Source organism: Rossellomorea sp. NPDC077527 (assembly GCF_044542955.1).
GTDB classification, from domain to species: domain Bacteria; phylum Bacillota; class Bacilli; order Bacillales; family Bacillaceae_B; genus Rossellomorea; species Rossellomorea aquimaris_E.
This window is the reverse complement of record NZ_JBITVL010000002.1, coordinates 442,049-461,591: the sequence shown is the minus strand read 5'-3', so window position 1 is coordinate 461,591 and position 19,543 is coordinate 442,049. Positions and strand designations below refer to the sequence as shown.

General features: G+C 43.0%; 18 protein-coding genes. All 18 read left to right on the top strand.

What is annotated here, in order from left to right; translation table 11 throughout:
- Positions 1–106: 106 nt before the first annotated feature.
- Entirely contained in the window at positions 107–367 is a 261-nt protein-coding gene (gene zapA / locus ACIGG7_RS07525) for a cell division protein ZapA (protein WP_201716634.1), read from the top strand.
- 7 nt (positions 368–374) lie between these two features.
- Positions 375–914 carry a CvpA family protein gene (locus ACIGG7_RS07520; protein ID WP_224939927.1) on the top strand — a complete coding sequence of 180 codons (540 nt, stop codon included), beginning with the start codon at positions 375–377 and terminating at the stop codon, positions 912–914.
- A 182-nt stretch (positions 915–1,096) separates the two neighbouring features.
- A complete protein-coding gene (polX, locus tag ACIGG7_RS07515; RefSeq protein WP_397549300.1) occupies positions 1,097–2,806 on the top strand; it encodes a DNA polymerase/3'-5' exonuclease PolX in 1,710 nt (569 codons plus the stop codon).
- A gap of 20 nt (positions 2,807–2,826) precedes the next feature.
- Complete coding sequence (locus ACIGG7_RS07510) at positions 2,827–5,181, top strand: endonuclease MutS2 (RefSeq protein WP_397549299.1); 2,355 nt, start codon at positions 2,827–2,829, stop codon at positions 5,179–5,181.
- 28 nt (positions 5,182–5,209) lie between these two features.
- Complete coding sequence (locus ACIGG7_RS07505) at positions 5,210–5,617, top strand: DUF350 domain-containing protein (RefSeq protein WP_224939930.1); 408 nt, start codon at positions 5,210–5,212, stop codon at positions 5,615–5,617.
- Positions 5,618–5,944: 327 nt separating this feature from the next.
- Entirely contained in the window at positions 5,945–7,642 is a 1,698-nt protein-coding gene (locus ACIGG7_RS07500) for a long-chain-fatty-acid--CoA ligase (RefSeq protein ID WP_397549298.1), read from the top strand.
- A gap of 135 nt (positions 7,643–7,777) precedes the next feature.
- The gene (locus ACIGG7_RS07495) at positions 7,778–8,365 is read left to right on the top strand and encodes a fatty acid metabolism transcriptional regulator FadR (RefSeq protein WP_397549297.1); all 588 of its coding nucleotides are present in this window, start codon (positions 7,778–7,780) and stop codon (positions 8,363–8,365) included.
- A 21-nt stretch (positions 8,366–8,386) separates the two neighbouring features.
- Complete coding sequence (locus ACIGG7_RS07490) at positions 8,387–9,157, top strand: enoyl-CoA hydratase (RefSeq protein WP_397549296.1); 771 nt, start codon at positions 8,387–8,389, stop codon at positions 9,155–9,157.
- 133 nt (positions 9,158–9,290) lie between these two features.
- Complete coding sequence (locus tag ACIGG7_RS07485) at positions 9,291–10,064, top strand: electron transfer flavoprotein subunit beta/FixA family protein (RefSeq protein ID WP_224939933.1); 774 nt, start codon at positions 9,291–9,293, stop codon at positions 10,062–10,064.
- A gap of 43 nt (positions 10,065–10,107) precedes the next feature.
- Positions 10,108–11,088, top strand: a complete 981-nt coding sequence (locus ACIGG7_RS07480) for an electron transfer flavoprotein subunit alpha/FixB family protein (protein WP_397549295.1) — start codon at positions 10,108–10,110, stop codon at positions 11,086–11,088.
- A 214-nt stretch (positions 11,089–11,302) separates the two neighbouring features.
- Entirely contained in the window at positions 11,303–11,617 is a 315-nt protein-coding gene (trxA, locus tag ACIGG7_RS07475) for a thioredoxin (protein ID WP_034757073.1), read from the top strand.
- Positions 11,618–12,088: 471 nt separating this feature from the next.
- Positions 12,089–13,264 (top strand): hypothetical protein, encoded by a 1,176-nt coding sequence (locus ACIGG7_RS07470; protein WP_397549294.1) that lies wholly within the window; start codon positions 12,089–12,091, stop codon positions 13,262–13,264.
- A gap of 157 nt (positions 13,265–13,421) precedes the next feature.
- On the top strand, positions 13,422–14,375 hold the full coding sequence (locus ACIGG7_RS07465) for an NAD-dependent epimerase/dehydratase family protein (protein ID WP_397549293.1): 954 nt from the start codon (positions 13,422–13,424) through the stop codon (positions 14,373–14,375).
- Positions 14,356–15,288: a lysylphosphatidylglycerol synthase transmembrane domain-containing protein gene (locus ACIGG7_RS07460; RefSeq protein ID WP_397549292.1), complete on the top strand. Its 933-nt coding sequence runs from the start codon at positions 14,356–14,358 to the stop codon at positions 15,286–15,288. Before ACIGG7_RS07465 ends, ACIGG7_RS07460 begins: the two co-directional genes overlap by 20 nt.
- A 6-nt stretch (positions 15,289–15,294) precedes the next feature.
- Positions 15,295–16,752, top strand: a complete 1,458-nt coding sequence (locus ACIGG7_RS07455) for an alkaline phosphatase family protein (RefSeq protein WP_397549670.1) — start codon at positions 15,295–15,297, stop codon at positions 16,750–16,752.
- Complete coding sequence (locus tag ACIGG7_RS07450) at positions 16,745–17,512, top strand: glycosyltransferase family 2 protein (RefSeq protein ID WP_224939938.1); 768 nt, start codon at positions 16,745–16,747, stop codon at positions 17,510–17,512. The genes ACIGG7_RS07455 and ACIGG7_RS07450 overlap by 8 nt, the downstream gene beginning before the upstream one ends.
- A gap of 127 nt (positions 17,513–17,639) precedes the next feature.
- Positions 17,640–18,389 (top strand): hypothetical protein, encoded by a 750-nt coding sequence (locus ACIGG7_RS07445; protein WP_224939939.1) that lies wholly within the window; start codon positions 17,640–17,642, stop codon positions 18,387–18,389.
- A 46-nt stretch (positions 18,390–18,435) separates the two neighbouring features.
- Positions 18,436–19,356, top strand: a complete 921-nt coding sequence (locus tag ACIGG7_RS07440; protein ID WP_224939940.1) for an FTR1 family iron permease — start codon at positions 18,436–18,438, stop codon at positions 19,354–19,356.
- Positions 19,357–19,543: the final 187 nt, after the last annotated feature.

Here is a 19,543-nt window from a genome sequence, read left to right as displayed (position 1 = left end):
GACAATAAAATAAAAATTGTGAGCTAATATGACAAATTCCTTCCAAAATCAAAAAGTTTCATGGTATGATTATGTGTAGGATTCTTATGAATGGGGGGCTTTCAGGTTGTCTGAAGAACAAAAAAATCGTACCACTGTAGACATATATGGGCAACAATATACGATTGTCGGCACTGAATCAACTAGTCAAATCCGATTCGTTTGTTCGAAAGTGGATGACAAAATGAGAGAAATCAACTCCATGAATCCGTCTCTCGACACAAGCAGACTTGCGGTTTTGACTGCGGTGAATGCCGTGAATGATTATCTCAAGCTTCAAGAAAAATTTGAAGAGCTTGAACGGGAAATTAAACGATTAAAGGATTGAAAAAAAGATGCTGGACTTAGCTTTGTTGGTCATCCTGGTGATAGGGTTTTTTATAGGTTTAAAGCGTGGATTCATTTTGCAGGTCATCCACATATTCGGATTTATCGTTTCTTTCATTGTAGCATACATATATTATGATCAGCTTGCTCCTAAGTTGACTTTGTGGATTCCTTATCCGGTATTGGACGAGCAATCCACGCTGAATATGATTTTTGAATCGACCCACTTGGATCAGGCATATTACCGGGTAATCGCGTTTGCGATGATTTTCTTTGCAACCCGTATTATACTGCAAATTATTGGATCGATGCTCGACTTTGTCGCCCATCTACCCCTTTTAAAGCAGCTGAATGTACTTGGTGGTGGGATATTAGGCTTTATTGAAGCATACTTGATGATTTTCATTCTATTATATATTGCTGTATTATTGCCGATCGAGTCGGTTCAATCACTCATCAATCACTCGTTTATAGCGCAGGCGATGGTGAAACATACTCCTGTTTTCTCCGATATGGTTAAATCATGGTGGATTGAATATGTAGCCTAAAAAAGGGCTGACTATAAGTATGCAACGCAAATTCGTAAGGGGTACCTTAACGGATGTTCATCTTATAAGTCAGTCTTTTTTCTTTTTATATCAATTTTGCTACTATTATAGGTGGAGTCGTTTTTAAATATTCAACGAACGAATGGTCCTATTCATTAATTCTAAGATAGTGGGTGAATCTTTTGAATAAAAAAGATATTATAAAATTATTAGAGCAAATCGCCATATATATGGAATTGAAAGGTGAAAATTCATTTAAAACGTCGGCCTACCGGAAAGCGGCAGCGGCCCTTGAGAATGATGACCGTAGCTTACAGGAAATCAGTGACTTCACAAAGCTCCCGGGAATCGGCAAGGGGACGGCCGGTGTAATAGAAGAGTACATAAACGAAGGAACATCTTCGGTTCTTGAAGCATTGAAAGAAGAGGTTCCGAAAGGCCTGATCCCTCTGTTGCAACTACCGGGGCTTGGCGGGAAGAAAATCGCGAAGCTTTACAGTGAGCTTGGAGTCGAAAACATAGAAGATTTAGAAGAAGCGTGTAAAGAGAGCAAAGTGCAGTCACTTGCAGGTTTCGGGAAAAAAACAGAAGAAAAGATTTTAGCAGCCATCGAGCAGGTTGGGAAAAGACCTGACCGTCTTCCGATAGGCTTTATGATGGGGATTGCGGAAGAGATTGAAGGTTATCTTGCTGAAATCGACAGTATCCATACCTATTCGAGGGCCGGAAGCTTAAGAAGGATGAGGGAAACCATTAAGGATCTTGATTTTATTCTGTCAACAGAACACCCTCATAAAGTGAAAGAGGAACTGCTTAAATTGCCGAATATCGTTGAAACCATTGCGGCAGGGGATACGAAAGTTTCATTGACCCTTTCGTACCAATGGGACGTAAGCATTGATTTTCGGATCGTACAACCGGAAGAATTTGCGACGACCCTTCACCATTTTACCGGATCAAAAGACCATAATGTCCGTATGCGTCAGCTCGCGAAAGAACGTGGAGAGAAAATCAGTGAGTATGGTGTGGAAAATAGTGAAACAGGGGAAGTGACAACTTTTAAAACCGAAGAAGAATTTTACCATCACTTTAACCTTCCTCTGATTCCTCCAGAACTGAGGGAGGATGGAAGAGAAGTGGAAAAGTTCAGTAAGGACTATCCGCTGCTTACCTTAGAGGATATTAAGGGAGATCTTCACATGCACTCTACTTGGTCCGACGGTGCCTACTCCATTGAAGAGATGGTGGAAGCGTGCCGCGCCAAAGGATACCGGTATATGGCCATCACAGATCATTCCCAGTATCTTCGCGTGGCGAACGGACTTACAACAGAACGATTATTGAAGCAAATCGAGGAAATAAAAGAAATCAATGAGAAGTATGATGATATAGAAGTGCTGTCAGGTATCGAGATGGACATCCTTCCTGACGCTACCCTGGACTATGAAGACGACATCCTTGAGAAGGTGGATCTGGTGATCGCCTCGATTCATTCGAGCTTTTCACAGCCCCGGGGGAAAATCATGGAGAGACTCTCTACAGCCTTGGAAAGTGCCCATGTGGACATCATCGCTCACCCGACTGGCCGTATCATTGGCAGACGGGAAGGGTATGACGTCGATATGGATCTTCTTATCCAGCTGGCGAAAGAAACCGGAACGGCACTTGAGTTGAATGCAAATCCAAATCGTCTCGATCTGTCTGCTGACAACATCCGAAAAGCCCAGGAACAAGGTGTGAAGCTCGTAATCAACACCGATGCTCACAGTATCGATCACCTGGAATTTATGGAAGTCGGTGTCGGGACGGCCCGTAAAGGATGGATCAAGAAAGACACGGTCATCAATACGTGGGATACCAATGAGTTATTACAATTTATAAAGCGAAACTGATAAAAGGTGGAATACATTCCGTGAATTCTAAAGTATTAAAGACATTAGAGTTTGATAAAATCAAAGAACTATTAAAGCAATTCGCCGCTTCTGCGCTGGGGCATGCAAGGGTAGCTTCCCTTATGCCGTCTGTCGATTATGAAGAGATTACAGCTCTTCATGAAGAGACGGATGAAGCGATGACGATTCTGCGCTTAAAGGGTCATGCACCATTAGGCGGGATATTCGATATACGTCCTCACGTAAAGCGTGCTCAAATAGGCGGTATGCTTTCCCCTTCTGAATTCGTCCAGGTGGCGAGTACGATTCGGGCAAGCAGGAAACTGACCCTTTTTGTAGAAGAACTGTTGGAGGAAGAAGTGGATATTCCTCTGTTGCAAGAGAAAATGGGAACGGTCATTCCGTTGCCACAACTTGAACAGGAAATACGTAAAGTGGTGGATGATAACGGAGAAATCCTGGATTCAGCCAGTGAGACCCTTCGTACGATCCGGACGCAGCTCCGGGCCAATGAAGGAAGGATCAGAGAGAAGCTCGAAAGGATGATCCGTTCTTCGAATGCTCAAAAAATGTTATCCGATGCCATCATCACCATCCGGAATGACCGGTACGTTATACCGGTCAAACAGGAGTACCGGGGACAATATGGCGGGATCATCCATGATCAGTCTTCTTCAGGTCAGACATTATTCATCGAGCCTGAAGCGATTGTTCAGCTGAATAACCAATTGCGTGAGTTCCGGTTGAAGGAACAAACGGAAATCGAAAAGATTCTACAGGAACTCTCTGAACATGTTCAGGAGTCTGGAGAAGAACTGCTACTGATTGTCAACGTCCTGTCAGACGTGGATTTCATGTTTACAAAAGCGAAATTCGGACGGTCGATCAAGGGATCAAAACCGACGATCAATAATGAACGCCGTGTGAAGCTGAATAAAGCACGACATCCCCTTCTCCCTATCGAGGAGGCGGTGGCGAATGATATCGAACTTGGAAATGAGTTTTCTTCCATCGTGATTACCGGTCCGAATACCGGTGGTAAAACCGTTACCCTTAAGACACTGGGTTTAACAAGCCTCATGGCTCAGGCAGGACTTCCGATTCCTGCACTCGATGGATCGGAAGTCGGCGTATTCCGGACCATCTATGCCGATATCGGGGATGAGCAATCGATTGAACAAAGCTTGAGTACCTTCTCTTCCCATATGGTCAACATCGTCGACATCCTGAAAAAGGTCGATCATGATAGTCTTGTGCTGTTCGATGAATTGGGAGCAGGGACCGATCCTCAAGAAGGGGCGGCATTAGCCATTTCCATTCTTGATGAAGTCCATGGTACAGGGGCAAGAGTCGTCGCGACCACCCATTACCCCGAATTGAAGGCGTATGGCTACAATCGGGACGGCGTCGTGAATGCAAGTGTGGAATTCGATGTGGAAACATTAAGTCCAACCTATAAGCTCCTGCTTGGGGTCCCGGGAAGAAGTAATGCCTTTGACATTTCCAAGCGTCTTGGATTGTCCGATGGGGTCATCCAACGTGCAAAGTCCCATATTGGCACAGATAGTAAAGAAGTCGAGAATATGATTGCCTCGCTAGAAGACAGCAGACGTCAGGGTGAACGCGAGCTTGAGGAAGCCCATGAGCTGCTGAGGCAGGCAGAGAAGATGCATAAAGATATGCAGAAGCAAATGATGGAGTATTACGAGAAGAAAGATACACTCTACGAAAAGGCACAGCAAAAAGCCAGTGAAGTCGTTGAAAAGGCGAAGGCGGAAGCTGAGCAGGTGATCAAGGATTTACGGAAAATGCAGCAGGAAAAGTCGGCTCAGATCAAAGAACATGAATTGATCCAGGCGAAAAAGCAGCTTGAGGATGCAACACCTAAGCTAAAAACGGGTCAAAAGAAGAAAACCTCTCAAGTGAAACACGAATTGAAGCCCGGCGATGAAGTCAAGGTGTTAAGCTTTGATCAAAAAGGTCATTTGGTCGAAAGGGTGTCTGCGAAGGAATGGCAGGTTCAGATGGGTATCATGAAGATGAAAGTGAAGGAGTCCGACCTTGAATTCATCCAATCCCAGCAAAAGGTGGAAACCAAACCTCTTGCAACAGTGAAAGGGAAAGATTTTCATGTCAGCCTCGAACTTGATTTGCGCGGCGAGCGTTTTGAAAATGCCTTATCAAGAGTAGAAAAATACATCGATGACGCCTTGCTTGCAGGATACCCACGCGTTTCCATTATCCATGGAAAAGGGACGGGGGCATTAAGACAGGGAGTGCAGGAGTATTTGAAAAATCACCGTTCAGTGAAAAATATCCGTTTCGGTGATGCAGGTGAAGGTGGAACGGGCGTAACGGTCGTACAATTCAAGTAAATGAAAACGGAATAAAGGGAGCTTTACAATGGAGAACTTTTGGGAAAATGAATTTGTTCAAACGGCGGGGAATTATAGTGTGGTCATCCTTTGCCTGGTATTGTTCTTATCGATATTTGAACTGGTGACTAAATATCGAAATTGGGAGGAAATCAAAAAAGGGAATTTAGCTGTGGCGATGGCAACAGGCGGGAAGATATTTGGGATAGCCAATATTTTCCGCCATTCCATCAGTCATAATGATACCATCCTGACGACCATTGGATGGGGTGTGTTTGGCTTTGTTCTCTTGTTGATCGGATATTTCATATATGAATTTCTGACGCCAAAATTTAGAATCGATGAAGAAATTGAAAATGATAACCGGGCAGTAGGTTTCATCTCACTGGTCATTTCAGTTGGATTATCCTATGTCATAGGAGCCGGTATATCGTAAGGAGAGGGAAAATGGAAACATTGGCAAAGGTTCTGCTCACTTTGTGCGGACTGTTCATTGTGGTCGGGGTCATCTATATGCTATTCTTTACCTGACTAAAATGGGCAGAGAGATAACAATCCCAAAATAATAATATTGTACAAACAGACTGTCATATGGTGGATTAGGCAGTCTTTTTTCTTTTTATGAAACGTCTACAAGGAAGGTCAAGCCTTACGGATAGGAAGAAAGTATGGTCGACATTTATTTCAAATTGTAACTGAAGTCCCCTTATATTATAATAATGAATAGAAGAAATTTTCAAAAAATTAATAAGGAGGGATTACAATGAATAAACCATGGCTTGCTGAATATCCGGCAGAAATTCCGAAGGAGCTCGATCTTGTCGAGAAACCGTTACAGTCCTATTTGACTGAAGCCGCTTCTCTTTATGGAGAGAAAGCCGCGATTCATTTCATGGGGAAAGAAATGAGCTATAGCGAACTGTATGAATCGGCTCTCAAATTCGCCAACTACCTTAAAACACTAGGGATCAACAAAGGTGATCGGGTCGCCATCATGCTTCCGAATACTCCTCAATCTGTCATTGCCTATTATGGCATTCTATATGCAGGTGGAGTGGTGGTACAAACCAATCCATTGTATATGGAGAGAGAAATTGAATATCAAATGAAAGATTCCGGTGCCAAGGTGATACTCACATTAGACATCCTCTATCCAAGAGTATCGAAAGTCATGAAAAACACCGACCTTGAGCATATTGTTGTAACCGCTATCAAAGATTACCTGCCTTTTCCGAAGAATCTCATTTACCCATTTATCCAGAAGAAGCAATATGGTATCGTCGTGAAAGTAGATCATTCTGGTCAGAATCACTTATTCACGGAAATCATGAAAACGGCGGAGCCTGAAGTGATTCCAGAAGAAGGATTCGATTTTGAAAATGATCTTGCCCTGCTTCAATACACAGGCGGCACTACAGGCTTCCCTAAAGGAGTCATGCTGACCCATAAGAATCTTGTAGCGAATGCATCCATGTGTGATGCCTGGCTTTACAAGTGTAAAAAAGGGGAAGAAAAGATGCTCGGGATCCTGCCTTTCTTTCATGTGTATGGGATGACTGCCGTACTGATTCTGTCTGTCATGCAGGGATATAAGATGATCCTGCTTCCTAAGTTTGATCCTGAAACAACCTTGAAAACGATACAGAAGCTAAAACCAACTTTATTCCCGGGTGCCCCAACGATCTACATTGGCCTCCTAAATCATCCGGAATTAAAGAATTACGATCTGTCATCCATTGATTCATGTCTAAGTGGAAGTGCACCATTACCAGTGGAAGTACAGCAACAATTCGAGGAAGTCACAGGTGGGAAGCTCGTGGAAGGATACGGATTAACTGAATCGTCACCTGTCACTCACTCCAACTTTCTTTGGGATAAGGTGAGAATAAAGGGAAGCATAGGCGTACCTTGGCCGAGTACAGAAAGCGCAGTATTTTCATTGGAAACGGGAGAACCACTGCCACCAAATGAAATCGGCGAAATCGTCGTCAGAGGTCCACAGGTGATGAAAGGGTACTGGAACCGTCCCGAGGAAACGGAACAAACGTTAAAGGACGGCTGGCTGTTAACGGGAGATTTAGGGTATATGGATGAAAAGGGTTATTTCTATGTAGTAGACCGCAAGAAAGATATGATCATTGCCGGTGGCTTTAATATTTATCCACGTGAGATCGAAGAAGTGCTATATGAACATCCTGCCATTCAAGAGGTTGTCGCAGCAGGGGTTCCTGATGCCTATAGAGGTGAAACCGTCAAGGCATATGTTGTGTTGAAAGAAGGAGAATCCCTCACAGAGGAAGAACTCAACGAATACTCTCGTAAATACTTGGCCGCGTATAAAGTACCGAGAATATACGAATTCCGGAAAGAACTGCCTAAAACAGCTGTCGGGAAGATCCTGCGGAGAACCCTGGTAGAAGAAGAGCGGCAAAAGGTTGAAAACGAACAAAAAACAAGTTAACCTGAATTTCATTGAGCTTTATCCTTTTGACTCTGAATGGGACAAGGATCGATTCTTGACATTCGGTGCGAAACCTTTTATTATTGAAATATGAATGAATGGTCATTCATATTTTGTTAAGGCAGGTCAAAACTTATGAAACGAAATAAACCTAAATACATGCAAATTATCGATGCAGCTGTTATTGTTATAGCAGAAAATGGCTACCATCAGGCACAAGTCTCAAAGATTGCTAAACAGGCGGGTGTCGCAGATGGAACTATTTACCTTTATTTTAAAAACAAAGAAGATATCCTGATATCATTATTCAAGGAAAAAATGGTTCTCTTTGTCGAAAAAATCGAGGAAGTTATTGCAGGAAAACAGACAGTTTCAGAGAAATTATTAGTGATGATTGAAAATCACTGTAGGATTCTGTCGGATGATCATCATCTCGCTATTGTCACTCAACTGGAGCTCAGGCAATCGAATAAGGATATCCGTATGAAAATCAATGATGTACTAAAAGGCTATCTTGAATTAGTCGATAAAATCCTGATCAGCGGAATTGAATCAGGTGAGTTTTCAAGTGATCTCAATGTTCGTCTGGCCCGCCAAATGATCTTTGGCACTCTGGATGAAATGGCGACAACTTGGGTGATGAACGATCAGAAATATGATTTAGTCGATCAAGTCCCTGCTATTCACAAGCTATTGCTTCATGGCTGTGGAGGCGGGAACTAAATTAGTTTAGGAGGATATGAAATGGAAAGTTTATCATGGTCATTAGAAGGAAAGGTTGCAACAATTCTTATTCAAAGACCTCCTGCTAATGCATTAGCCAGTGGACTCATCAAGGAAATCGATGCCGTTCTTGATGAACTCGAGACGAATTCTGATGTACGGGTGATCTTACTGAAAGGTGAGGGACGCTTCTTCTCAGCAGGCGCAGACATCAAAGAATTCACAACGATTGAAAGTGGAGAAGAATTCTCTAAGCTTGCCAAAAAGGGCCAGGACGTGTTCGAGCGGATGGAGAATTTCCCGAAACCGATCATTGCAGCGATTCATGGAGCCGCTTTAGGCGGTGGATTGGAACTTGCCATGGGCGCTCACATCCGATTGGTCAGTGAAAATGCCAAGCTTGGATTACCTGAACTGCAATTAGGACTGGTTCCAGGATTTGCAGGTTCACAGCGCCTTCCGAAACTGGTTGGACGAGCGAAGGCGGCAGAAATGCTGCTGACGAGTGAACCAATCAGTGGGACAGAAGCTGTACAATGGGGACTCGCCAATAAAGCTTACCCTGAAGACCAGCTTTTTGATAAAGCAAAGGAAATGGCTGATAAGATTGCGAAGAAGAGCCCGGGTGCCATGAAGGCTGCCATTGATCTGTTAAGCTATACGAAAGATGACCGTTTCTATGAAGGCGTAAAGAAAGAATCGGATCTATTCGGTGAAGTATTCGTATCCGCTGATGCCAAAGAGGGTATTTCAGCGTTCATTGAAAAGAGAGAACCACACTTTAAAGGCTAGAATACATTCTAGTAATATAGTAAACTCTTATTGAGGGGCAGTATTGAATAACAATGCTGCCCATTCAAAGGGGTTAAATTGTCGAAATCTTTTTAAGGGAAAGAATGTTTACATTATTAGGAGGGACTTACGAATGAACATCTATGTACTTTTGAAAAGAACGTTTGATACTGAGGAGAAAATTTCGATCCAAAACGGTCAAATTGCCGAAGACGGAGCTGAATTTATCATAAATCCTTACGATGAATATGCAGTCGAAGAAGCCATTCAAGTCCGCGATGCACACGGCGGGGAAGTAACTGTCGTGACGGTCGGTGGAGAAGAAAGCGAAAAGCAATTGAGAACGGCTTTAGCCATGGGTGCTGATAAAGCAGTTCTGATCAATACAGAAGATGACCTTGATCATGGAGATCAGTTTACGACAGCGAAAATTCTTTCTCACTATTTAAAAGAGCAGGAAGTAGACTTGATCCTTGCAGGTAATGTTGCCATCGACGGTGGATCTGGACAAGTCGGACCACGTGTTGCAGAGCAACTTGATATTCCTTATGTGACAACGATCACAAAACTGGAAATCGACGGTGAAACAGTAACGGTTACGCGTGACGTAGAAGGGGATTCAGAAGTCATTGAAACTTCTCTTCCACTATTGGTGACGGCTCAACAAGGATTGAACGAACCTCGCTATCCATCCCTTCCAGGAATCATGAAGGCAAAGAAAAAGCCTTTGGATGAATTGGAATTGGATGATATCGATTTAGACGAAGATGATGTAGAAGCGAAGACCAAAACAATTGAAATTTATCTTCCACCGAAGAAGGAAGCCGGTAAAGTATTAGAAGGCGAATTGGATGCTCAAGTATCAGAGCTTGTTTCACTTCTTCGCAACGAAGCGAAAGTCATATAAGGCGGAATCACAGTAATAACTAACATTCAGGGGGTAATTTAACATGGCGAGAAAAGTATTAGTACTTGGAGAAGTTCGAGACGGATCATTACGTAATGTTTCCTTTGAAGCGATTGCGGCAGGTAAAACAGTATCTGAAGGCGGAGAAGTCGTTGGCGTTCTTATTGGCAAAAGTGTAAGCGCTTTAGGTGAAGAGATGATTCAATATGGTGCGGACAAAGTAGTAGTCGTGGAAGATGATAAGCTGGAACAATATACATCTGACGGTTATTCACAAGCGATCCTTTCTGTCATTAATGAAGAGAAGCCAGAAGGCATCATTTTCGGTCATACAGCACTAGGAAAAGACCTGTCTCCTAAAGTAGCAAGTAAACTTAGCACAGGATTGATTTCCGATGCAACGGACCTTGAGGAAGCGGGCGGTAACCTTGTTTTCACAAGACCTATTTATTCAGGAAAAGCGTTTGAAAAGAAAATCGTCACTGACGGAGTGATTTTCGCGACGATCCGTCCGAATAACATCGAGCCTCTGGCGAAAGATGAGTCTCGCTCGGGTGAGGTTACGTCCCTTTCAGTGGATATCAAGGATTTACGCACTATCATTAAAGAAGTCGTACGCAAAGCAAGCGAAGGGGTGGACCTTTCAGAAGCGAAAGTCATCATCGCCGGCGGACGCGGAGTGAAGAGCGAAGACGGATTCAATCCTCTTAAGGAACTTGCAGATGTTCTTGGAGGAGCTGTCGGGGCATCGCGTGGAGCGTGTGACGCAGACTACTGTGATTATTCATTACAGATCGGTCAAACCGGGAAAGTCGTAACGCCTGACCTGTATATTGCATGTGGTATCTCTGGTGCTATCCAGCATTTAGCCGGTATGTCAAACTCTAAGGTCATCGTGGCCATCAATAAGGATCCTGAAGCCAATATCTTTAACGTTGCTGATTACGGCATTGTCGGGGACCTGTTCGAAGTGGTACCGATGTTAACGGAAGAGTTCAAGAAACTAAAAGTATCCTCTTCTTAATCTGTTCCTATGTTTATAGGAACGATTATCGGGTAAAAGAATAATATGGATTATAAATAGGGACGTAGCTGAATCACAGGCTGCGCCTTATTTTTTCTTCCCGAGTATATTCCGTTTTCAAACGGGAATATTACCTACGAGCAGAAATATAGCATCCATAAAAAAACGGTGATATACTTACGTTACATTCAAAGATTTTAGGAGGCGCATATATATGGCTATTACACATGCTACTGATCAATCATTCACAACTGATACAAACTCTGGACTGGTACTTGCAGATTTTTGGGCACCTTGGTGTGGACCTTGTAAAATGATCGCTCCAGTACTAGAAGAGCTTGATAGTGAAATGGGCGACAAAGTGAAAATCGTTAAAGTTGACGTTGATGAAAACCAGGAAACAGCAGGGAAATACGGGGTTATGAGTATCCCAACTTTAGTTGTCCTTAAAGACGGCGAAGTTGTAGACAAAGTAATCGGTTTCCAACCTAAGGAAGCACTTGCTGAATTATTAAACAAACACGTATAAGAAGATACACGAAAACACCGGGGCTGGTTGGTCAGCTCCGGTGTTTTTTTGTTTCGATTAGAATGAGGAAATGGTTATGGTGGGGCTGTGGTAGTGTTGTTCACAATTTGGCCCAATACATTGTGGAAGTGGCCCAATAAACTGTTGGAGTGGCTCAATAACTGCTGAAAGTGGCCCAATAAACCTCGGAAGTGGCTCAATAAAAGGAAATAATCTTAGAATCTAACTGAAAATACCCATGAATTCCTCGATTCTCTCCCATTCAACTTACATTATTGACGTCATTCCTTTAAATCATCTAATACTACCCCAAAACACATGTTAATTTATACTAATCGGACCTCTTCAAGTGCTCTAACCATTTAGAAGTCATATTTTTCGTAAGAAACCGTTGACTATGAGAATCATTCTCGCTATAATTTAAATGGAATTGAAAATCATTATCATTTAAACAGTCGGGGGTTTATACATATGAGAAAGAGAGATTTAACGAAGATCTTTGCTGCATTTTTATTAACGGGTTCTGTCCTGGCAGGATGTGGAACCGATGAGAAAAGCAGTGATACAGCTGCATCGGATGAATCTAAACAAGTAGAAAAAGAAGATGAAAGCGAAGAAATGGATTTTTCTGCGTCATTTGAAGAAGCCAAGGCTGAGCTTTCAAAAGCGAAGCAAGACAAAGATGTTGATTTTGATAAAGTGACTTCCATCTATAAAGATGATCTGCAAGAGCTTGTGCAAAAACGTGATCAGGAATTTGAAGATACGGTTGATGAGCATATTTCTACCGCTCTAGAAGCAGGTAAGGATGGTTCCCTTGATCAAGTGGTTGTGGCACAATTATTCGATAAATTAATGCAAAAAGTATTCTATACAACAATGAAACATGAATTCACGGAAGTTGCCGAAAACTGGGGCAACACGGAAGAAGTGAATGAAGAAATAGAAGAAGCGAAAGAATTCTATGAAATCCTTGAGCCGACTGTCGAGAAGAGGGATCAGGCATACGGGACTAAGATGATGGATGCCATAAATGGTGGATTTGCCGAAATGGAGAAGGCGGTCGAAGAGGATGATGAACTCGGCTTCCAACTGGGGAAACAGGTTGTGGATAAAACGCTTATGAAGACGTTTTACCTTGCTGCAGGTGCTCTTCCGAACGGATATGCGATGAAAGCATCTGAAGAAGCAAAGGAAAATGCTGAAGCAGCAAAAGCTGAACAAGCAGAAGGATGGGCTTTCTATCAATCTCTTGAAAGCTATCTATCAGGAAACGCTCCTGAAGAAGCGGACAAGATCAACAAACAATTTGACCTGCAAACGGAAGTGACATCCATCGATCCTGAAGCAGTGAACCATGCATTTGTTCGTGGATTCTCTAAAATTGCGTTACACGAATATGAAGAGAGTGAAGAGTACTGGGGAGAAGATAAGTCAGCTATCACTGCATTGGAAGGTGCGCTGTTTATTGATCTGATCTCTTCCGATATTAAGAATCTGATGGATGATGCATCATATGAATCACTATCAACAGATGCTCAAAGCTACTTAGAAGCTGTTAAGTCACAGGATAAAGAAAAAGCAGAAACGCTAAGATCTAACATTGAAAAAATGTTGAATGATGTGATTGCGAAAGCGAATAAATAGTCATTTGGGTTGACCCTGTAAAGTGTTAAGTCCTCCTTCAAGTACATTGAGGGGTGGTGCTTTTTGAACACATGGGGGTCAACCCTTTTTCACTTTCTCTTCAAGGTAAGGTACAATATAGAGATGATTAAATCGTAATGGTTCGAGGTGTGAGGAATTGAAGATAATTGTTACAGGCGGTGCCGGGTTCATCGGATCCCATCTGTCGAGAAAGCTTATTGAAGAAGATCATGAGCTATTGATCATAGACAGTTTTCACCCCTATTATTCACCTGAAAGAAAAAAACGACAACTATCGTTTGTAAGGGAAGTGGGTTCTTTCAGCTTCTCTCAAAAAGATTTGTTAGTGGATGAAGAAGAGTTACAAGAGGTGTTTCGCGATTTTAAAGGCGACTGTGTCGTTCATTTGGCAGCGATCCCAGGGGTATCCCACTCTTTACAGGTTCCAAATGAATACGTCGATTATGATATCAAAGCGACGATCAATACCCTTCGACTGGCGGGGGAGAGCGGTGTCCGGAAATTTATCTTTGCTTCTTCTTCCTCTGTTTATGGAAATCAGAGTGACAAGCCTTCCAAAGAAGATGATTCAACGGGTGCGGTGATATCGCCGTATGCTGCGGCAAAGTATAGTGCCGAATCGTTTTGTAAAGCATACGCGTCCATTTACGGTCTGGACTTGACGATCCTCCGCTTTTTCACCGTATATGGACCGTGGGGAAGACCTGATATGGCTATCTATTCATTTATCCTGAAGCTTATGAACGGTGGGAATATTCCTATTTACGGATTGGAGAATAGTAGAGATTATACGTATATTGATGATATTGTGGATGGTACGTATAAGGCCATCATGAGTGATCAGTCTGGAACGTTTAATCTTGGAAATGGCAGGCCGATTTCCATGGACAGGCTGATCAGTGAACTAAGGACTCATTTTCCATCGTTGGAGTTACACGTTACCGACAGAAGGGTTGGGGATGTGACATCGACATGTGCGGATATTACGAAAGCGAAAGACGTTTTAGGCTATTCACCAGCTGTCTCCTTTGAAGAAGGAATCAAAAGAACCGTTCAATGGATGAAAGAACATGAACAAAACGTCCTATAAATTCGCAAAGAATGCTGTAAGAATCTTATTATTGGGTCTGTTTTTTATTTTGCTCTATTTCTATTTTGATAAAGAGTTTATGATGAAAGCCATACAACAGATGGTTGTGCATCCTATTATCATTTTAACGGTACTGGGAATGTATTTTTTGTCCTTTTTCCTGAAAGGAATCGCATGGAAACTATACCTGAATGCGAATGTGAGATTATCAAGCTGTTTGATCGGATTGTTTTATAGTTTACTGTTTAATCATTTGTTTCCTTTAAAAGTGGGGGACGGACTTCGGGTCATGGTGATGAACCAGCGTGAAAAGCAGGTAAGTGTTGAACAATCGTTTCATTCAGTGTTTGTTTTGAGAGTGATGGACACATTATTGCTCATGATCCTTGTAGGGATCGGACTGCCATTTTTTCCACTTTCACTAGAGATGCCCGCTCTGTTCTCCATCGGATTGTTTATCTGTTTCCTATTGGCAGGAGGATTTATCCTTAGGTATGTTCCTTCCGTATTCCTCTCCCGACAGGTAAGTATGCTGAAAAATGCCCTTTCTGGTGGCAGGGGACTCGTGGTCATCAGTCTAATCTTTCTTAGCTGGGTATTGGAGGGAGCGATTCTCTTTGGAGTTGCCGTCATCAGTTTAGAGCCGTTATCCATGGGAGCAGCGATTTGGGTCAATAGTGTGACGATCATCGGTCAGTTGTTTCAATTTGCCCCTGGAGGACTGGGTACCTATGAATCTGTTATGAGTTATACTCTGCTCACAGCGGGTATTCCCCTTGGAAAAGGGCTTTCCATGGCTATTTTGAGTCATGGGTTAAAGTTTGTTTTCTCTTTTGTAGTTGGAGGAATCGTAATCGCCGTATCCCCGGTTTCACTCAAAAACGTGAAACGGTGGAGCGGGATGAAAGGATGAATGAAATTGAAGAGCGCATCAAAATTCGAAAAAACGGCGGCCAGATGCTGGAATCTCCTGAATGAAGGAAAACCATTCACCCCTATTTTTGTCATTGGGACCATGATGATCTTTCATTTTCAGGAATTGCTTCATGGAGAATGGTTCCCATTCCTTATAAGCTTGTTATTTACCCTGCCGCTGTTTATTTTATATTTTTATTATGACTTTCCATTGTTCTTGCGGAACTATTTATGGATTCCGGTGATAGGGTATCTCCTACTCTTCGAATCACCTAATTTAGCTCTATGGGGATTTGGGATCGGTCTTTATTTCTTCTTTACCGTCTTTTTCTGGGGAACATTCTATTATCACCTGCGGATCGGAACGGACTGGCTGAATTTCACCCGGTTCTGGAAACTGGTATTGAAGAATAGTGACTCAACGAGCGGAAACGCACAGGAACAACTTCCGAAATTCCTTCTCTTGTTAGCGGTTTGGGACGGGATGATGACGAATCTGTCTACGGGTGAATTACTGCCTACGACTCACTATTTCATTTTTTGTGGTGCGGTATTCGCTTTAGCTTTCATTTTGCATCATTTCCTATTCGACTGGAAGCCGAAGCAGTATGACTCCTTTACTTCCGGTGTACCTTCCGCTGAAGCCCTTAATGATAAAGTGGTGGTCATTGTGATCGACGGGATGAGGAAAGAACGTTTTTATGAAGCGAATACGCCGTATCTGGATGGATTGGTGGAAAAGGGAACGGAGTATTTAAATATGGAAACCGTGTATCCTGCGAGAACCGTTGTGTGCTTCTCTTCCATGTTCACAGGTACGTACCCTAAAGAACATGGTATGAAATCCAATATGGTCTGGAAGTTAGGGATCAAAGTGGAGAGTATCTTTGATTCACTACGAAAGGTAGGGAAAAAAGGGAAGATGTTAGGGATCGCCCACCTGGTCGATTCATTCGGTCAAGACGTTGAAACCGTCACGGCCGTGATGCATAAAGACAAAGCGGATCGAAATATTATTAATAAAGCGAAAAAGATCATGGAAGAACAAGACCCGGATCTTTTTATCGTTCAATTAATCGGTACCGATCAAATTGGGCATAGTAGAGGGGTCTTATACGATGAATATATTGAGAAAATTGAAGAAGCAGATCGTTTAGTGCAAGAATACGTCGAGTGGCTGGAAGCGGAAGGGAAGATGGAAAACACGACCCTTATGATCTGTGCCGATCACGGACAGGCCGATGGAATCGGCGGACACGGTCATCTCGATGAAGGTGAAAGATTCGTTCCTTTCTTTATGGTTGGTCCTGGAGTGAAGCAGGGTGAGAAGATCCAGGAGAAACATAGCCTGGTATCCATGGCTCCGACCATCGCTCATTTATTGGGGGCACCATTTCCGGGGAACAGCAGGGGACCTGTGTTAAACGAAGCATTAAAGGAGAGTTGGATGCAACATGAATAAACAGAAAGTCATCGTTTTCATGCCTGCCCATAATGAAGAAGAGTCGATCGGGGACGTCATCAGACGGGTGCCCCGTTCCTTCCACCCTTCCGTTGAGGTGGAGGTATTGGTCATCAATGACGGCTCAAACGATAGGACGGTTGAGGTGTCGAAACGGGCAGGCGCTGATCACATCATCACCTTTGACCATAACCGGGGTCTCGGCGCTGCTGTGAGAGAAGGTTTGAAAGCATCCGTTGAATTGGGTGCCCATATCGGAGTCATGATTGATGCAGACGGAGAGTATCCTCCTGAACAGATCCCGGATCTATTACTGCCGATCTTCCAAGGAGAGGCGGATTACACGATGGGGTCGAGATTCCTGGGCACCATCAATGGGATGAAACTTCACCGGCGTTTAGGAAATTACTGCTTCACGGTTCTTCAATCTTTATTGCTTCGAAAGTGGATATATGATGGACAGTCCGGGATGCGGGCGTTCTCAAAACAGGCGATGGAACATGCTGAAATCATACACGATTACAATTATGCTCAAGTACTGACCTTGAATCTTGTCCGCAAAGGATTCAGGGTGATGGAGATCCCGATTCTGTATCATGTACGGACGACGGGCCGCTCCTTCATCAAGTTCCAATCCTATATGTCTTCTGTTCTTCCGGCCATTTTGAAAGAGATGAACAAGCCGGTGAAAAAAGTTTATGTAGAAGAGCAGGCGCATTTCATCCCTTCAGTTGAAGGAACGAATCATTTTGCAAAATAGCGTTTCGAATCGTATATTATTGTCCAAATCGTGAAAAATAAGCACTCTCCTCCAACGGAAGAGTGCTTATTTTTTATTGACAATACGAATGATAATCATTATCATTGAAAACAGGAGGGAACCATACATGAAAAAAACGTTCATAACGAGTGTACTCGTGTTTTTATTAATCAATATCATGCTGACTTCACAGGCTGCCGCTTATTCATACGGTGATCCAAGTGAAGAAAAAATAGCAGAAGCATATAAAGAAATGATGATCAAGCTTGATGAAAACCCTCCAAACTTTTCAGAATCGAAAAAGATTTATGAAACGGTTCAAGAAGAAGTGGACCAGCATATGGGAGAGGAACCTTCCAAGGTCATTCTGCAGAATCTGGATGACAAAGAAAAAGAACAAGCTATTGAAAACTTAGATGAACTCCTTGTCCTGAATATTGCCAGAAGACTTGAGAGCATTGATAAAAACTTTTCGGAATATGATACTAGTAAGCGATTACTCGCAAAAGGGTTTGCTACATATAAAACGTTATCTCCCAAGGTAGAAGGGAAGAATCCTGAATTAGATCAAAAGATCAGGACTGAATTTGATCAAGCGTTGGAATCTTTAGGGAATCCCGGATTGTTCGGAGTTGGTACGAAGAAAGCTGATCAGGATGCGTTTAAACAAAGTAAAACGTTCATAAAGGATTCCCTTCAAAAGGAATTTGACATTAAGAGTCTGGAAGTTGGGCATTTCGCTGAAAGTGCGACAGAGGATGCAAGCCAGAAACAGGAATGGACGGATATTTCCAACCTAAAGAATTGGCTTCCCATTATCATCATTGCAGGGATACTTGCAGCAGCGATCATTTATGCCGTCAGAAAACGTAAATAAGAGGAAGAGATAAATAATGCGTCACAGCTAGTAAGGGGGAACAACCGTGGAATTACAAGCTTTGCTGATCACCTTTCGTGAAGTCCTCGAGGCTTTATTGATCGTCGGGATCATTACCACCTATCTGAAGAAAACGGATCATGGTCGATATACTAAATTTGTCTGGCTTGGGGCCGGATTAGCGATTTTGGCCAGTGTCGGTGTCGCGATGCTCTTTCAGGTCGTCTTTACCGGATTTGCCGCCATGGGAAGTGAGATGTATTTGAAAATCGGGATTATGCTGATCTCATCCGTCCTGCTTACCCAAATGGTCTTTTGGATGGCAAAGCACAGTCGCGACCTGAAGGGGAATATGGAAGGAAAGATGAATCACTTCATCTCGACAGGGAACATTGTCGGTATGGTCATTCATTCGTTCCTCGTTGTTCTGCGTGAAGGTGTAGAGACTGTATTCTTCTTCGCCGCCATCACAGGTGGAGATATTGGAGCCGCCATGCAGGGCTGGGGAGCGATCACTGGTGTCGTCATCGGGAGTGTAGTGGCATACTTCTTCTTTAAAGGCACAATGAGAATTTCATTGAAGAGCTTCTTTAAAGTGACAGGTGCATTCATTATCCTGATCTCTGCAGGGCTTCTTGTACAGGCGATTTCCATGATGCAGGATATAGGATTGATCGGCAGTGTGATTCCGCATCTTTACGATCTGACATGGATACTCCCAGAGCATCCGATCGATTATGCCCACTTCCTGCGTGATACGGGGACTGCCCCGTTGATGTCAGGTGATGTCGGCATCTTCCTTAAAGCGTTGTTCGGATATTCTTCTATGCCATCCATCGAAGAGGTGATGGCGTACATCGGGTATTTCGTAGCCATTTACTTCCTTACGTCCTCTAAGCCGAAAACGGTGAAAGCTAAGGAAGAGGTCAAAGCGGGTGTCAAGGATTTGAGTCCGCAAGCTAAATAATGTATGTTTCGTACCAAACATCATTACCTTAAAGATTGAACACCCTTTTCGAAAGGTGTACACTCTATAGAGGAATGTATGTTTGGTACTTTTTTTTATCCTCTTTTGCAAAGTGTATTTTGATATTGATTCAGACTTGATTTACAGCTACTCTGTCAATAAGTTAGTAGTTGAGGGAGAGTGAAAC

Bases quoted from the DNA above. Each gene is read 5' to 3' on its own strand.
- ACIGG7_RS07470 (WP_397549294.1), top strand. From the start codon at position 12,089: ATGAGAAAGAGAGATTTAACGAAGATCTTTGCTGCATTTTTATTAACG.
- trxA (WP_034757073.1), top strand. From the start codon at position 11,303: ATGGCTATTACACATGCTACTGATCAATCATTCACAACTGATACAAAC.
- ACIGG7_RS07480 (WP_397549295.1), top strand. From the start codon at position 10,108: ATGGCGAGAAAAGTATTAGTACTTGGAGAAGTTCGAGACGGATCATTA.
- ACIGG7_RS07520 (WP_224939927.1), top strand. From the start codon at position 375: ATGCTGGACTTAGCTTTGTTGGTCATCCTGGTGATAGGGTTTTTTATA.
- ACIGG7_RS07490 (WP_397549296.1), top strand. From the start codon at position 8,387: ATGGAAAGTTTATCATGGTCATTAGAAGGAAAGGTTGCAACAATTCTT.
- ACIGG7_RS07500 (WP_397549298.1), top strand. From the start codon at position 5,945: ATGAATAAACCATGGCTTGCTGAATATCCGGCAGAAATTCCGAAGGAG.
- ACIGG7_RS07460 (WP_397549292.1), top strand. From the start codon at position 14,356: ATGAACAAAACGTCCTATAAATTCGCAAAGAATGCTGTAAGAATCTTA.
- ACIGG7_RS07450 (WP_224939938.1), top strand. From the start codon at position 16,745: ATGAATAAACAGAAAGTCATCGTTTTCATGCCTGCCCATAATGAAGAA.
- ACIGG7_RS07495 (WP_397549297.1), top strand. From the start codon at position 7,778: ATGAAACGAAATAAACCTAAATACATGCAAATTATCGATGCAGCTGTT.
- ACIGG7_RS07505 (WP_224939930.1), top strand. From the start codon at position 5,210: ATGGAGAACTTTTGGGAAAATGAATTTGTTCAAACGGCGGGGAATTAT.
- ACIGG7_RS07485 (WP_224939933.1), top strand. From the start codon at position 9,291: ATGAACATCTATGTACTTTTGAAAAGAACGTTTGATACTGAGGAGAAA.
- ACIGG7_RS07445 (WP_224939939.1), top strand. From the start codon at position 17,640: ATGAAAAAAACGTTCATAACGAGTGTACTCGTGTTTTTATTAATCAAT.